This is a genomic window from Comamonas odontotermitis (genome assembly GCF_014207855.1).
In the GTDB taxonomy this organism is placed as follows: domain Bacteria; phylum Pseudomonadota; class Gammaproteobacteria; order Burkholderiales; family Burkholderiaceae_C; genus Comamonas; species Comamonas odontotermitis_A.
In genome coordinates this window covers 1-13,628 of the sequence record NZ_JACHKZ010000026.1, presented here as the reverse complement: position 1 = coordinate 13,628, position 13,628 = coordinate 1, and the positions used below count along the sequence as shown (strand labels likewise).

The window sequence follows — 13,628 nt, the reverse complement described above, 5'->3', positions numbered from 1 at the left end:
TGTCTTGCAGACAGTTGCGCAATATGGCCCATATCCCATATGGCCGCATCCATTGATGAATGCGATGGGCCAGCACCATATGAGCTGTGCCGGTGATCAGCTTTGTGCCGGATTTGGCCCGGCCAGATGCTTGCCGATCTGCATCCACGCATCGGCCGATTCATCGTCACCCGCGAAGTGGTGGCAACTGGCAGCAGCCATGGCGACACGGGCGTTGGTGGGCTCCTGGTCAAAAGCCAGCTCGCACTGAGCGGCGGCGTTTCGCCACATCACCTGTGCGTTGGGCGAGCCTTCCTTCTGCAGTGCATGGGCTTCGGCCATCCAGGCCTGGGCCAGGCGGAATGCGGCTTCGGGCTGGCCCCGGTCGGCCTGGTGCGCGCGGTAGAAGGCCTGGCCCGCCTGCTGCCACAGCGCACGGGCGGCGGCGAAATCCGTGGTTGCCACTTGCTGCGCCTGGGCGACGAGTTGGTTGCCAGCAGCAAGTTCGGTGGAGTAGGTATCAGCAGTCATGGCGCGGCGGCAAGTTCTTGAGCAGGGCTGCGATGGTAACAGGCCCTTTGTGCACACGTTCAACAGCGGAGGCGGCGGCGCTGTATTTGCTAATGCTTCAGAAGCTGCTGGCGCTTTTGCCGCGCGCGCCAGCAGCCGGCTCCATCGTAAAAACGTTCTCAGAGTTGGATGCGCGTGCCCAGCAAGGCCAGAAACTGCGCGAGCCACTGCGGGTGGGCGGGCCAGGCCGGGGCGCTCACCAGGTTGCCTTCGGTATGAGCTTGGTCTACGGCGATGTCGGCGTAGGTGCCTCCGGCCAGCTCCACCTCTGCCTTGCACGCAGGGTAGGCCGAGCAGGTGCGCCCTTTCAGAACACCGGCGCCCGCCAGCAACTGCGCGCCATGGCACACGGCGGCCACTGGTTTGTTGGCATCGAAGAAATGGCGCACCGCAGCCAGCACGGCGGCGTTATTGCGCAGGTATTCGGGCCCGCGCCCACCGGGAATGACAAGGGCGTCATAGCTCTGCGCCTGAATGTCGGCAAACGTTGCGTTCAAGGTGAAGTTGTGGCCAGGCTTTTCGCTGTAGGTCTGTGCGCCTTCGAAATCGTGGATGGCGGTCTTGATCTGGTCACCCGCCTTCTTGTCGGGGCAGACGGCATGCACGGTATGGCCCACGGCCAGCAGCGCCTGGAAAGGCACCATGGTTTCATAGTCTTCACAGTAGTCGCCGCAGATCATCAGTATTTTCTTCGCTGCCATGGGTAAGACTCCTCAAGTGAAATAAAGAACAGGGGGCCGAGACATTGTGGATGACCGCTGCGCATTTGCCCATTGAGGAAACTGCCCAGCCCGTGCGGGTACAAAGTCATCATGCCGACATGAAGATGGCGTTTGTTGCTCACGGCAGATCATTGCAAGCCATGAAAAAAGCGCCCGGCTTTGCAGCGGGGCGCACAAGGATGGCTTGGAGCCATCGCAAAACGCAAGGGCGCGTGAGCGGCGCGTCAGAACTTGTAGGTTACATACAGGAAGGGGACGATCGGGTCCAGCGTCACACGTGTTTTGGACACCGCTACGGTCTTGCCACCAGCCTGCGTGGTCAGCGTGGCGTTGGTCTTCATCGGGATATAGGACACCGAGAAAGTCACGCCCCAGTTCTTGTCGATGGCGTAGTTGGCCCCCACGTTGAACACGGGGGCCCACTTGCTGTCAATGCTGGCGGAAGTGGACGATGCGCCCGGTGGCAGCTTGAGCGCGCCGCCCAGCGTGTTTTGCAGGCCCTGGCTCAGGCGAATGCTGCGGAAAGCGGAGTAGGTAACACCGGCACCCACCGATACGCGGAACTTGTCATCGGGGTTGCCAAAGAAGTACTTGCCCAGCACCGATGGGGCATACAGCTTGGCGCTGCCGAGTTCACCCAGTGGAGCCAGTGTGCCAGCCCCATCGAGCTTGATCTTGGGCGGAATGCCAAGCACGCCTTCAACGGCCCAGTTGTCGGTCAGAAAGTAGTGCACGTTCAGGCCGAGTGTGGTGGCATTCTTCACACTTGCCCCCGATCCCGGCAGTTCCCGCTCAACCGGGCTTACGAAACGCAGCGGCGTGGTGCTGTCCTGCGGGGCATAGAGCAGGGCGCCGCCGCCAATCACCCAATCGCCTGCTTTTTGCGCATAGGCGCTGCTGGCGAGCATGGCCGTGGCGGCCACCAACATCCATTTTTTTGCCTGATGAGTCATGGTTTGTCTCCTTGTTTACTGCTTGAACGGGGTCGAAAAAGCGTTGGTAATGGGAGACAGCATACGAAGTGAGCCAAGCGCTGTCGACGGGATAACTGCTTAGTTTCGGCAAAAAAAGCACACTCGTTCTAATTTTTGAAGACTAAGGGAAAATGCGGCTACAAGAAGATGTCTCTTATCGTGTAGGCGATGTCGGTTGTCGGTTCAGTCCTCAGTGAGTTTTTTTATCACTGAGGACTGAACCGGGAGGTGCTGTTGGAGTTTCTGCTTGTGCCGGCTGCAGGCTGCAGGCTGGCAGTGCCCTGCGCGCCTTCGAGCTGGGGTGACGGCATACGGCCAGAAGCGGACAACCGCAGTGCAACTCCGGAAGACAGGTGCAGGCTGACTGTGTCAGTCGTGACTCAAAAAGAGAATGGCAGTTCTGTCCATCACAGGTCAATCGACAACAATTGCTCCCGTTGAGGGTGTGATGGTGGGCTCTAGTAGCTGCTGTATGCAGGCAAGGCTTTATGAACGGGATGATTGGCGCCGACTGCATCTAATCTGGCGCGGCTGGCCAGAACACATTCCGGGGCAAGTGACTAGACTGGCGCGTAAGATCGCGGCCAACTATGGAGCCGCTCTTCCCTCTCTGGAGCTTTCATGGCGCGCAATCGGTTTTTTTCTCTGGATGTTGGCTGGCAGGCACTGCTCAAAGACTTTGGCTTACGGCCAGAGCATGTGTTGCGTCGCGCCGAACTGGCTGAAGACCTGCTTTCGCGCGGGGCGCAGGAGATTTCCTGCCAAGACTACTTCAGGTTCTGGAAAAGCCTGGAGGAGGAAGCCTGCGACCCAATGTTTCCACTACGGCTTGTCGATCTCGTTTCCGCAGATACCTTCAGTCCCCCGCTGTTTGCTGCGCTTTGCAGTGCCAACCTGATGCAAGGCGTACAACGTCTCAGTAAGTTCAAGCAACTTGTAGCGCCGATGAGTCTGGAGATCGAAGTTAGCCCTGTGGGGAACCTGACCGTCTCGCCACGGTGGCAGGCGATGCAATTAGAAGTACCTCCATCGCTTGAGATTGCGGAGGTGGCGTTCCTGCTTCGGTTGGCGCGTTTAGCAACCCGCGAGCCTATGAAGGCGCTTCGGGTGACTCTTTCCAAGAGCCCACTCAGCGCGTATGCGCGGCGCTACGAAAGCTTCTTTGGCATAGCAGTGCAACAGAGCGCTCACCCAAGCATTACTTTTGCGGCAGCAGATGTCTGGCGTCCATTCCTGACCGTCAACGAAGGGATGTGGCGAGTATTCGAACCGGAGCTTCGCCGTCGGCTCAGTGAGCTCGATGTGACAGCCACAACAGCCGAGCGCTTGCGAGCTGTTCTTCTGGAGTTGCTGCCAGCCAATGTCGCCACCATCGAAAATGCTGCGGAACGATTGGGCATGAGCAAACGCACCCTGCAGCGCCGCCTCGAAGAGGAGGGTGAGAACTTCCGTGCGTTAGTCAATGGAACACGCGAAGGCCTGGCTCGCCATTACCTCAGTAACACGACGATGTCCGGCGGAGAAATCGCGTTCTTACTGGGTTTCGAGGACCCCAACTCCTTCTATCGTGCCTTCCAAGGCTGGACTGGACAAACGCCCGATGGCGCACGTCACGCCCTGCGGCTGAACTGAGGAAATCGGTATGAAAACACAACGAACCGTGCTACTTGCAGGCGCCACGGGGCTGGTCGGAGGTTTGATGCTCAAAGCACTGCTTGCCGATCCACAGGTCACGGCGGTGCATGCGTTGAGCCGCCGAGCGTTACCCACGAAACACGCCAAGCTCCGTTTGCACATCGTAGACTTTGACAACCTTCCTCAGTTGCCGCAAACAAACGAGATCTATCTAGCATTGGGAACCACGATCAAAGTGGCAGGTAGCCAGGCCGCATTCCGTTCCGTCGACCTGGACGCCAATCTAGCGGTGGCTGTTGCAGCCGTCGCAGCAGGTGCACGTCGCGTAGGCTTGGTCAGCGCGGCCGGAGCCGATGCGAGATCGTCCATGTTCTACAACCGCATCAAAGGTGAGTTGGAAGATGCGCTGAAAGCCTTGAGCCTCGAGACTTTGGTAGTGGCACGGCCTTCTCTATTGCTCGACAAGCGAGAGGGCCTGAATCAGCCTTCACGGCTCGGAGAACGGATTGCGATTCCCATTGCGAGGGTTCTCGCGCCCTTGCTTCCGGGGATCTATCGGCCGGTACATGCACAAGCGGTTGCATTGGCGCTGGTGCGTACCGTTCCTGCCGCATGTGGAGTGGTAGTGCTGCCATCTGATGAATTGGTTCGACTCGGCACCCCTGCACCGTGAGCAATGCCCTCAGAGAGCATGGAGTGGTCCCTCTGAAGTTGGCACCAACAGCCACCCAACTGGCGCGGTTTGCCTGAAGGGTGGCGTGAATCGCTAGAGTCGTGCCGACCTTAGTTCCCTAAAGTTGATGACATAGAAGGCAAGCCGAGCTAGGCAGTCGCAACCCTCAACTCACTCCACAGGACTCCAGCCATGAATTCCAAAGTTGCTCTCGTCACCGGTGCGTCTTCCGGCATCGGTGCCGCCACAGCCCGCAAGCTGCAAGGTCTTGGCTATACCGTTTATGCAGCCGCTCGACGCATCGACCGGATGCGTGATCTTGCAGATGCTGGCATCAATGTTTTGGCGTTGGATGTGACCGACGACGCATCGATGCAGGCCGGAATCGAAAAAATCATTTCAATGTCTGGGTGCATTGATGTGCTTGTGAACAATGCAGGCTACGGCTCGTATGGTTCGGTAGAAGATGTGTCGCTTGAAGAGGCTCGCGCTCAGTTTGAAGTCAATGTATTCGGCGCCGTTCGCCTAATACAGCTCGCGTTACCTCATATGCGTCGCAACCGCGCGGGCACCATCGTCAACATCACTTCGATGGGCGGAAAGATCCACACACCGCTAGGTGCGTGGTATCACGGCACGAAATTTGCACTAGAGGCCATCAGCGATTGTTTGCGTATGGAAGTCCAGCCGTTCGGCATCGAGGTCGTGGTGATTGAACCGGGAGGGATCAAGACTGAATGGGCGGGAATCGCCGCGCACAAGTTGCGTGAGGTTTCTGGTAACGGTGCCTACGCAAGCCAAGCGCGACCAATGGCCGAGTCAATGGTTGGCGAAGCCAGTCGCAAGCGTCAATCACCGCCGGAGCTCATTGCAGAAACCATTGGAAAGGCTGTCAAAGCTAACCGTCCAAAAACTCGCTACGCAGTCGGCTTCGGTGCAAAACCAATGATCTTTATGCGAGGCCTGCTTTCAGATCGCGCCTTCGATCGATTCATGCGCATGGCAACAGGGATTTCGGGTAAGGCTGCGTGAATCGCCAATGCTTCTGGCTGGCTAAGACACTTGAGTTTTTAAGGCTTGAGCCGCAGCAGTGCCCCTAGAACTGGCGTCGACTTTTCAAGCGGAGTTGACAACAATAGCTGCCCAGCAAATTCATTATGAACGCACGTGAAAGACTGCAACGGATCGATCTGAGACAGTCGCCTACCAGCGGTGAATCAATTCAGAGGGACACTCCCTAGCCCCATCAGGTTGCCATGACGGTCGCGCATCTGCAGTGCGTTATAGCTACGGTTATTGGTTTCCTGATGAAAGTAAGCCTTCATGTCCACGCCACCATGCTGCCATGTGCACTGAACACGTTGAGGTTTAGATGCATTGGGGCGAACACAGCCCACGGCACCGTCGTCACTGAGTACTTGGTCTCCATCCACGGTGGTCAAGTTCACCAGTCGGGCCTCTCGTTGGACACCTGTATTCGACTGGAATCTGAGCCACCACTGGCCGAGCAGCCCTTGCGCAGAGACTGCGCCGGACTCCAATGCCATTCGCACCATGCGCTTTGGTGCTTCACCTGGGATGTGGGCAATGCCAACCAAACGTGCAGCATCAAATCCTTTTTGCACCTCATTTTCGGAAAATCGAATATGGAAATCCCCTGGGAATTCCGCCATATGGGCGCTCGCCGGTGGGCCGCCAAACCAACGTCCTCCTGCATACCGGTACAGCGGAAAACTCGGTTCAATGTACTGGTAAGTGCCGCTTCCCATATGAAAGGTCGGCTCCCCACTGGGTAGGTAGTTAAACACCTGTGCAAGCACCATGCCGTTTTGCACATCTATGGCAAAGCCTCGCCCAGGCTTGCCTGACAACTCATCTTCAATTACCCAGGTGCCGCTGCTTGGCGTCGACACCTGTTTGCAGTTATTGATATCAGCTACATATACGTCGCGCTCCAATCCGCAGCCGGTAATGGTCACACCACCACCACCACTTACAGCAATGCCATGCATCGATAAGCGATGAAGTACTTCGTCTTTCAACAAGTCGACTGTGCCATAGACATCGGTATTTGCAACGTTCAGTTGAACCTCTCGGACGGCACCTGTAGATTCATTACTCTTGCAGGAATAAGCGTCGCGCCCGGTTAACTTCTCACAGGACAGGCGCTGCCGATTAGCATGGGCTTCCGTACGTAAAATCATCACTATGCCTTCACCCGCTACATCAGAATTCCCGATAGAGAGCTCGGAAAAAAAATGATGCTGCGTTTCGGCATCAAACGTCCCAACCAAAAAGACACGCCTCATTCCCGTCTCGGTGTAACGCGTTTCAAACTCAGCGCTCTTCATCTGAAAGCGCTCAATAGCTGCTTTGGCTTCCCCAGGAAATTGCACCGCCCCCTGCAACCCATTGTCAAAGCTGACCGTAACGCTCCCCGGCGAGCCATCTTCCACCGCGTCACGTGCCGCGCCGCCAAAGCTGCGTCCACCTTGGTATCGTTTCAGTGGTGCGGTGACGCTGTGGCCTTCCATCTGGCCAGTGGCCGTGTAAAAAGTGGCGTCGCCATTTTTCTCGTAGCCAAACACCTGCATGAAAAAGGTGTTGCCTTGCACGTCAATCGCTAGGCCCCGGCCCGGTTTACCATCAACCTCGCTGCTGATTACCCAGGTTCCAGCTTGAGGTGTGAAATCTCGCGCAGCCCAGCTTGACACAGACGACAGAGCGATAACTGAGGCAACGAGGACTGAGCGAAAATTCAGGGTCGATTGGAACGGCACTATTTTGGCTCTCCATGGTTTTTGACCAGTATAGGTGAGCACACTCACAATCCCGTGTGTCCTCTTTGGGGCGGCCAGTCACAGTCGCGGCTCGGCCAGAAGAAGACAATTACCGGTAAGCTGCGAGAACTCATAAATCGGAAATGCATTGTGCTATCAGGAAGTCGTATCCAAAGGAATTCACCGATGGCCATTTGGCAGTTCGATCTTGCGTACTTACCTTATGGAACTTCATTTCCAACGCGTGGCGCAATTGGCGTCATTCTGGCCCCTCTGATATCGCGTCCAGCCAGACACTGTCGGCCATTAACAGGCATTCGGTATCAAGCTAGAGTCGACTTTTTCAGAAGATTTTGGGCCCTATCTGGCACTGCCGCGTCGGCCGCCTAGAATTCCTCATCAACAATGTGTCACTGTCGCAAACGATATGACGATCTCAACAAAAAATCTGAATGAGCTTCCAGATGCGCTGGGCCTGATGCGGCTGACGCAATCGCTTGCAGTACTCGACGCAATTCTGTCGCCAGAGTGGGAGTATCGGTACTATTCGTTCAATCATGCATGGTCAGACGGCGAGATGATGGCTTCGATGCGCGATGGCTCTGGGGACCAGTGGTTTGCTATCTTCTGTGCTGCAGGCGTCGCTCTCCATGGCGTTGTGCACGAGGCTCCTGCCTTCCGGCCTGGGCATCCATTGCCTGCAATCTTCAACTGTTTGCCAAAGGCGTTCCACGCTAACCTACTGCACGAACCGGCGTTCACTACCCAAGACAGCACTTTCTGCATTTGGCGTCTTGACAATGAAGAGCGCTGGTCTTGTGGCCCGATTGAGTTCTCCACGGATGGAGATCCGGATGGCTCCGCCCAGCTGCTCAATATTCTTGCGGGTCGACCTGAGCAATACGTCGAATTCGCGAAGAACTACTATGAGCGGGACCTCAATCTGAGCGACGTCTCTGCGATTTACCGTCACCAACCGCTTAGCGAGGCGCTCGGCCAAAGACTCAATCCTGAACTCGATTTGGAGTCACTCAAGGAAGACCTCGCCGAAATTGGTTATCCCATGTTGGACTTGGACGGTCGCTAAAACTACTACACAATTCACCTTTTTGACCTCCCTTTTCCGGAAGTTGCTAAGACTGCTTTGGTCGAACGCGGTTGCCAGAAGATGACAAGGTTCAAAACTCAGTGCGAATCGACAGCAATGGGTTCAACCGGCCGCTCAGAGGGCAGGTGCAGATCGGCCAAGAATGGGCCCTTGGAGTTTTCACACCAGTCGGTGGCTTGCGCCGGAAGCAGGCCCTGACAGGCCCCGTCAGCCACGAAGCTCCTCAGACAGGAAGCCTGGCCGAGGCTTTCACTTCCCGCAGCGCCAGGCTCGACTGGATTGACATGACGCCAGGCTGTCGACGAACCACTTTCTCGATAAATTGACCATAGCTTTCGAGGTCACGTGCGACGACGGTCAGCATGTAGTCGGCGCTACCAGTTATCTCGTGGCAGGACAGGATCTCGTCGTGCCCTTGAATCGCACGCTCAAACCTCTCCGGCGCCTGCCCGGATTGATCGCCGAACCGAACTTCTACGAACGCCAGGACGCCGAGTTCAAGCTTTTTGCGATCCAAGGTGGCTCGCACTCCGGTGATGAAGCCGAGTTCTTCAAGCCGCTTTCGCCGACGCCAGCAGGCTGTAACAGTCAACGACAACATTTCGCTCAGGGTCGCGCTGCTGAGCGTCGCATCCGATTGCAAGCTGCGCAGGATTGAGCGGTCGACATCATCAAGTTCAGCGTTTGACATAAAAATTCATCGTAAAGACTGTATTTGAATTATTTTTTCATAACTGACCGAATAGCGCGATTGATTCGCAAATTGAATTCAAGCGACATGCATAAAATTTGATCTCCACCTGCCCCTGCAATTTATGACCATTGAACTCACCCTCTTCGAAGGCCGCGTTGGCGATCACAACGATTTGGCAATGCTTGGAGCGCGGTCACTGGCCATGGCGATTAGCGATCTGCTCGGAATCGAGCCAACTGTGGTCGGCAGGCCGGAACCCGCACTCAACGCCAACTGGGACATTGAGCTGATGCACGCGCGACCGGCACTCCAGCAATTGCAGGCACGGCTCCAAGACATCTACTCGCGCGGACATCGCGCCATCTCGGCGACCAGCCGATGCGCAGCCTCCATTGCAACGCTGCCGATGGTTGCGCTCCATCATCCAGAAGCGTGCGTTGTGTGGTTTGACGCCCATGCGGATTTGAATACCCCGGAATCGACGACCTCCGGCTACCTTGGCGGCTTAGCGCTATCTGCATCATTGGGCCTCTGGGCATCAGGCTTTGGCGATGGGTTGGACTGGAAGAACGTCGTTCTTGTTGGCCAGCGCGACTTGGATCCGTTCGAAGTTGACCTCATGCGGCAGCGACACATTGCGCACGTTCAACCTGGCCCGGATATTGAATCCAGACTTCGCGCCGCGATCGCGGGACGACCGGTGTACGTTCACCTGGATTGCGACGTTCTGAATCCCGGCATCGTACCAACCGACTATGTGCACGAAGGCGGACTTTCGCTGGACGATCTGAGAAGCGCATGCAACACGATTGCGCAGAGCAAAGTGATAGGCGTCGAGATTGCTGAATTCCAGAACGCTTGGGAGCCCGGAGGAGAGCCAGTCTCGCCGAGCCAGTTGCTGGGCGCCCTAGCGCCACTCTTTCGCGGGATTCGGAATAGCTGTTCAGAGCGGTCCGCATTCTAGATGCCTTGAAGGAACGCTTCGACTGCATAACTACGCCTGGGGTTGGGCGGATCCGTCCGCGTCAGTTCTGCGAGCACTGAGAATCGACACCCAGTGCCGCCCCGTACTCTTCACGCTTGAGGTGTTGCGCGCTTCAGAGGGTTTTACTGTTCATCAGCTGTCTCGGCGCTATGAGCGCACTAGCGTGGCATCACCACCCCTTCGCTCTGGGGAATGGGCCGGCATGCCGAGAGATACCACGCTGACAGCAGCCTGGCTGGTCTGGATCGCGCATCGCAGCCATCCAGAAGAGAGGCAACACCACTTCGCCCTAAAAAAGTCATCAAAAACAATAAATTCAACTGTGGTTGCGGAAAAACCAAAAGCAATTCAAAGCGCAATTCGAACGATTTCGTCCACGATTTGTTGTTGAATACACATAATGAATTTGAAAAAGGTATGCTTTGAGAAAGGTATTCAACCCAGATCGGGGTAGCTATATATGAAGTCGTCAAGCTATTTCACTCTACCCGTAGGGTATTTTGATGAAAAATTATCTTTCAAAGACCCATTCCGCATGTCTGGAAATAAGCAAAAAATAGAATGCCTTCGCCATAAACCATTGAGAGGGTGGAAGAGTCTATGGTGCATTTTTCGTAAACTGCGATGGCTCAATAATAATTTCATTTTGGGCTAGAAATTCTCTGCAACACCCCCCCGCCTCATATGAATACCAAATCGAGCAATCCGGCACATTTTCTTGCTTGTCAATTGCTGCAATGAATTCATTGACAAGACACCTTGCGAGGTATCTTCGATTGAGGTTATCGACAAATTGGGTTATTGGGGACTATAATTTGGCAGGTATAGGTGCAACCATGATCCCGGAGAAATGTCGTTGTCCTGGGATGACAGTCAGGACAATCAATCACCAATTGTGATTGTGATTGCGATTGCGATGGCAGCCGCTTCGCTTGGTTATAATTGATGTCTTGATTTCAGATTGATCAATATCCTCAATAATAAAATGCTTTGTAATTTTTAAGAATTGATGATAAATATGATTTTGATGGCATGGATCTAGGCAAGGCTGCTATTAAATCGCTTTTTTTAGATTAAATAATAACAGGCAAATACTTCAGAAATTGTGATTTATTTATGGCGAAAGAATTATTCTGCCTCGCTTGAATCTTGCGGAATATTTATAAAGCAATGAAATGATTGAGTATATACAAATACTTCGCTTTGTAGCAGCCGTTTGGGTTGCTATTTTTCATGGGGCGTTGGTAGGGATGTTTTTGGGCGTGGCCCCTTGGATGGACTTTGTCATCAATTGGGGATATGCAGGGGTTGATATTTTTTTTGTAATCAGTGGCGTCATTATGGCGCACTCGACAAAGAACACTCCTGATAGGCCGCGTGCCGCAGGTGCTTTTTTTCTTATTCGCTTTTCTCGGATTTATACAGGCTGGTGGCCAGCGATGTTGCTGTATGTCTTTTTTTTCAAAGTGACGCATCAGCTTGGTCCTCAAGTCGATCTAAAAGCATCATTTTTTCTCTACTTCACAGAGCTATCAGGTCTTATCAATATTGCGATCTGGTCATTGATGTTTGAATTGTATTTTTACGTCATATTGTCAATTGGCTTGTTGTTTCAGAAGCGGCATCGACACCTCTTTTTAAAACTGTTTTTCATAATTCTGGTTTTGATGAATGTCTATTTATTGGTGAAGCGCTCTGCTGTAAATGGCAATGCTGATTTCAATTGGATTCAGATGTTTTACATTGCGCCCATAGTCGCTGAATTTTTCATGGGGTACTTCCTATATCATTACATCAAAGACAATTCTCGCCTATCATGGAAAATGTGGGGATTGATTGCGATAGTGTTAGCTGCATTAATCATATACTTGGCGCCGCATTTTGCAGATCGCCCATATGGTTTGGCAAACCCCTACTACTGGCCCGAGCGAGCAGTGCTTATAGGTGGGGCCGCATTGGCAATGGTAGGCATGGCATTGAAATTGCCATCTCCCCGAAATAGAATTGCGTTGGCATTCGCAAAATTGGGAGATTACTCTTATGCCATCTACTTGTTGCACACCTTGGCGTTTAGCATGATGCTTTCATTATTGCCATGGGGTAATTTAAATAATCATTATCGTATTATTGTCGCGGTTGCTACCATGATGGTTTTGCTACTGGCATCTGCCGCCTACTATCACTGGGTAGAGCACCCGGCCTACATGTTTTGTCGCAACAAGATCAGCCGCTTGCTGAATTCCTCTTCTCAATGATCTGTCTCTTCTGGGAACCTGTTCAAAGTCTTCCCCAAGGTTTGAGAAAGAGCTGTCCGGGCCCCATTCGAGATCTGCCGCCATGCTGGTGAGTGCGCGCTGGAGGGCAGCTCCACGCTTTGTATGTGGCTTTCATTGCGGTGCTGTATCTGCTCGGAAGCGGTTGCCAGTGGCGCATACTGCCCGAGGAGTTTCCCAAGAGGGGCACTGCATATGCGTACGTTGCGATCTGAAGCGGGCGGCGCCAGGAAAGGTGGCGGCCTGCTGATGCGCGCTAAAAATCAGGTGGGTGCCGCTTGCAAGAGACTCGGGCGCAACGCCTGCCGCGTATCTTGATCGTGGACGCGTAAAGCATGAAGAACACGGATACGGCGGCCGTGCAGGGTGATGGTGCGACCGGACAACGAAGTGGGCAAGAGGGACTGGGGATCAAAACCCGTATTGCGGTAGATACCCTGCGTCTGGCGCATGCGATCAAAGGGGCATGGCGGATACAAGCCCGGGTTTTTTGAAAGGCTGCATCTATTGTGCGACAGTGGCTGCACAGGGCCGCCCTTTGCGCAAAGCGTCAAGCGTATTTTGAGGGCGCAGGCGCAGGGGGACAGCGCAAATAGCCAAGCGCAGTGAATTGCACATGTGCAAGGTGATGCCCCAACGCTGTGGCATTGCGTGCCGCTTTGCATGGCTGCAGAAAATCCCCGGCTGTGAAAGCGCTGCGAGTGGCTGCTCGACACCAGTCCGTCGTTCATCCCTCTGGCATCCTGGCACTGCTACCGAGCGCCCATTTCGACCTGTTCCTCGCCTTTGAGGATATTCAGACGTTGACGCTCGGTGCCATCCAAGGCATCGAATTTTCTCTGGCCGGTGTCATGCCTTGCCCCTCGCGCCGATCGGGTGACAGACATTCACAACGGGTGTGCCTGACTCCGCCAAGCGCCGCGCATATGCGATCTGCTTCTTTGAACAGGTTCTTAGAAAACCTTGACCCCTTCATGGCTGCTGCTTCGCGTCAATCGGCGCTACGGGAACGCTATCGCGGCCTTGGTTTCAAAACGTCCCGAATTCGGGAAGTCGGCCATTGTTGATGCATCTACCGAGCGCATGTGGAATGCGCTGGCCATCCAGGCTGAGGAGACGCTGTCGTGCCGTTTTTAAATAAGAGCCGCTTGTATGTTTACAGGTGTCGGGGTGAGGGACCAGAGCCGCTATCGGCTGTTGGCGCAGACCGACCGTGTTAGACCCCTCTCAACCCA

At 54.5% G+C, this 13,628-nt stretch carries 12 protein-coding genes; 7 read left to right on the top strand and 5 right to left on the bottom strand.

Translation table 11 applies throughout. The annotated features are described in order from the left end of the window. Positions 1–96: 96 nt before the first annotated feature. The 3 genes from HNP33_RS16635 to HNP33_RS16625 form a co-directional block, all read right to left on the bottom strand. Entirely contained in the window at positions 97–510 is a 414-nt protein-coding gene (locus tag HNP33_RS16635) for a hypothetical protein (protein WP_184710486.1), read from the bottom strand. A 158-nt stretch (positions 511–668) separates the two neighbouring features. After that, positions 669–1,250 (bottom strand): DJ-1/PfpI family protein, encoded by a 582-nt coding sequence (locus tag HNP33_RS16630; protein ID WP_184710484.1) that lies wholly within the window; start codon positions 1,248–1,250, stop codon positions 669–671. Between the two features lie 245 nt (positions 1,251–1,495). Then, entirely contained in the window at positions 1,496–2,224 is a 729-nt protein-coding gene (locus tag HNP33_RS16625) for an OmpW/AlkL family protein (protein WP_233464571.1), read from the bottom strand. 642 nt (positions 2,225–2,866) lie between these two features. Here HNP33_RS16625 and HNP33_RS16620 point away from each other — a divergent pair. From HNP33_RS16620 to HNP33_RS16610, 3 genes are all read left to right on the top strand, one after another. Further along, positions 2,867–3,877 carry an AraC family transcriptional regulator gene (locus tag HNP33_RS16620; RefSeq protein ID WP_184710482.1) on the top strand — a complete coding sequence of 337 codons (1,011 nt, stop codon included), beginning with the start codon at positions 2,867–2,869 and terminating at the stop codon, positions 3,875–3,877. Positions 3,878–3,887: 10 nt separating this feature from the next. Beyond that, positions 3,888–4,553, top strand: coding sequence for an NAD(P)H-binding protein (locus HNP33_RS16615; protein WP_184710480.1), 666 nt, complete (start codon positions 3,888–3,890; stop codon positions 4,551–4,553). Between the two features lie 192 nt (positions 4,554–4,745). After that, positions 4,746–5,585 (top strand): oxidoreductase, encoded by an 840-nt coding sequence (locus HNP33_RS16610; protein WP_184710478.1) that lies wholly within the window; start codon positions 4,746–4,748, stop codon positions 5,583–5,585. 185 nt (positions 5,586–5,770) lie between these two features. On the opposite strand, the gene HNP33_RS16605 is transcribed toward HNP33_RS16610, so the two are convergent. Next, positions 5,771–7,381: a hypothetical protein gene (locus tag HNP33_RS16605; protein ID WP_184710476.1), complete on the bottom strand. Its 1,611-nt coding sequence runs from the start codon at positions 7,379–7,381 to the stop codon at positions 5,771–5,773. A gap of 379 nt (positions 7,382–7,760) precedes the next feature. Between HNP33_RS16605 and HNP33_RS16600 the strand changes: the two genes are divergently transcribed. Further along, positions 7,761–8,420: a hypothetical protein gene (locus tag HNP33_RS16600; RefSeq protein WP_184710474.1), complete on the top strand. Its 660-nt coding sequence runs from the start codon at positions 7,761–7,763 to the stop codon at positions 8,418–8,420. Positions 8,421–8,664: 244 nt separating this feature from the next. On the opposite strand, the gene HNP33_RS16595 is transcribed toward HNP33_RS16600, so the two are convergent. Then, positions 8,665–9,132, bottom strand: a complete 468-nt coding sequence (locus HNP33_RS16595) for an Lrp/AsnC family transcriptional regulator (protein ID WP_184710472.1) — start codon at positions 9,130–9,132, stop codon at positions 8,665–8,667. Between the two features lie 124 nt (positions 9,133–9,256). Between HNP33_RS16595 and HNP33_RS16590 the strand changes: the two genes are divergently transcribed. The 3 genes from HNP33_RS16590 (at position 9,257) to HNP33_RS21365 (ending at position 12,887) form a co-directional block, all read left to right on the top strand. Continuing rightward, on the top strand, positions 9,257–10,099 hold the full coding sequence (locus HNP33_RS16590; protein WP_184710470.1) for an arginase family protein: 843 nt from the start codon (positions 9,257–9,259) through the stop codon (positions 10,097–10,099). Positions 10,100–11,295: 1,196 nt separating this feature from the next. Next, entirely contained in the window at positions 11,296–12,375 is a 1,080-nt protein-coding gene (locus HNP33_RS16585; RefSeq protein WP_184710468.1) for an acyltransferase family protein, read from the top strand. Positions 12,376–12,728: 353 nt separating this feature from the next. Beyond that, positions 12,729–12,887, top strand: coding sequence for a hypothetical protein (locus tag HNP33_RS21365; protein ID WP_184710466.1), 159 nt, complete (start codon positions 12,729–12,731; stop codon positions 12,885–12,887). The last annotated feature ends 741 nt before the right edge of the window (positions 12,888–13,628 follow it).

Excerpts from the sequence above, each read along its gene's own strand:
- HNP33_RS16635 (WP_184710486.1), bottom strand. The coding sequence starts at position 510 with ATGACTGCTGATACCTACTCCACCGAACTTGCTGCTGGCAACCAACTC.
- HNP33_RS16630 (WP_184710484.1), bottom strand. The coding sequence starts at position 1,250 with ATGGCAGCGAAGAAAATACTGATGATCTGCGGCGACTACTGTGAAGAC.
- HNP33_RS16625 (WP_233464571.1), bottom strand. The coding sequence starts at position 2,224 with ATGACTCATCAGGCAAAAAAATGGATGTTGGTGGCCGCCACGGCCATG.
- HNP33_RS16620 (WP_184710482.1), top strand. The coding sequence starts at position 2,867 with ATGGCGCGCAATCGGTTTTTTTCTCTGGATGTTGGCTGGCAGGCACTG.
- HNP33_RS16615 (WP_184710480.1), top strand. The coding sequence starts at position 3,888 with ATGAAAACACAACGAACCGTGCTACTTGCAGGCGCCACGGGGCTGGTC.
- HNP33_RS16610 (WP_184710478.1), top strand. The coding sequence starts at position 4,746 with ATGAATTCCAAAGTTGCTCTCGTCACCGGTGCGTCTTCCGGCATCGGT.
- HNP33_RS16600 (WP_184710474.1), top strand. The coding sequence starts at position 7,761 with ATGACGATCTCAACAAAAAATCTGAATGAGCTTCCAGATGCGCTGGGC.
- HNP33_RS16595 (WP_184710472.1), bottom strand. The coding sequence starts at position 9,132 with ATGTCAAACGCTGAACTTGATGATGTCGACCGCTCAATCCTGCGCAGC.
- HNP33_RS16590 (WP_184710470.1), top strand. The coding sequence starts at position 9,257 with ATGACCATTGAACTCACCCTCTTCGAAGGCCGCGTTGGCGATCACAAC.
- HNP33_RS16585 (WP_184710468.1), top strand. The coding sequence starts at position 11,296 with ATGATTGAGTATATACAAATACTTCGCTTTGTAGCAGCCGTTTGGGTT.
- HNP33_RS21365 (WP_184710466.1), top strand. The coding sequence starts at position 12,729 with ATGAAGAACACGGATACGGCGGCCGTGCAGGGTGATGGTGCGACCGGA.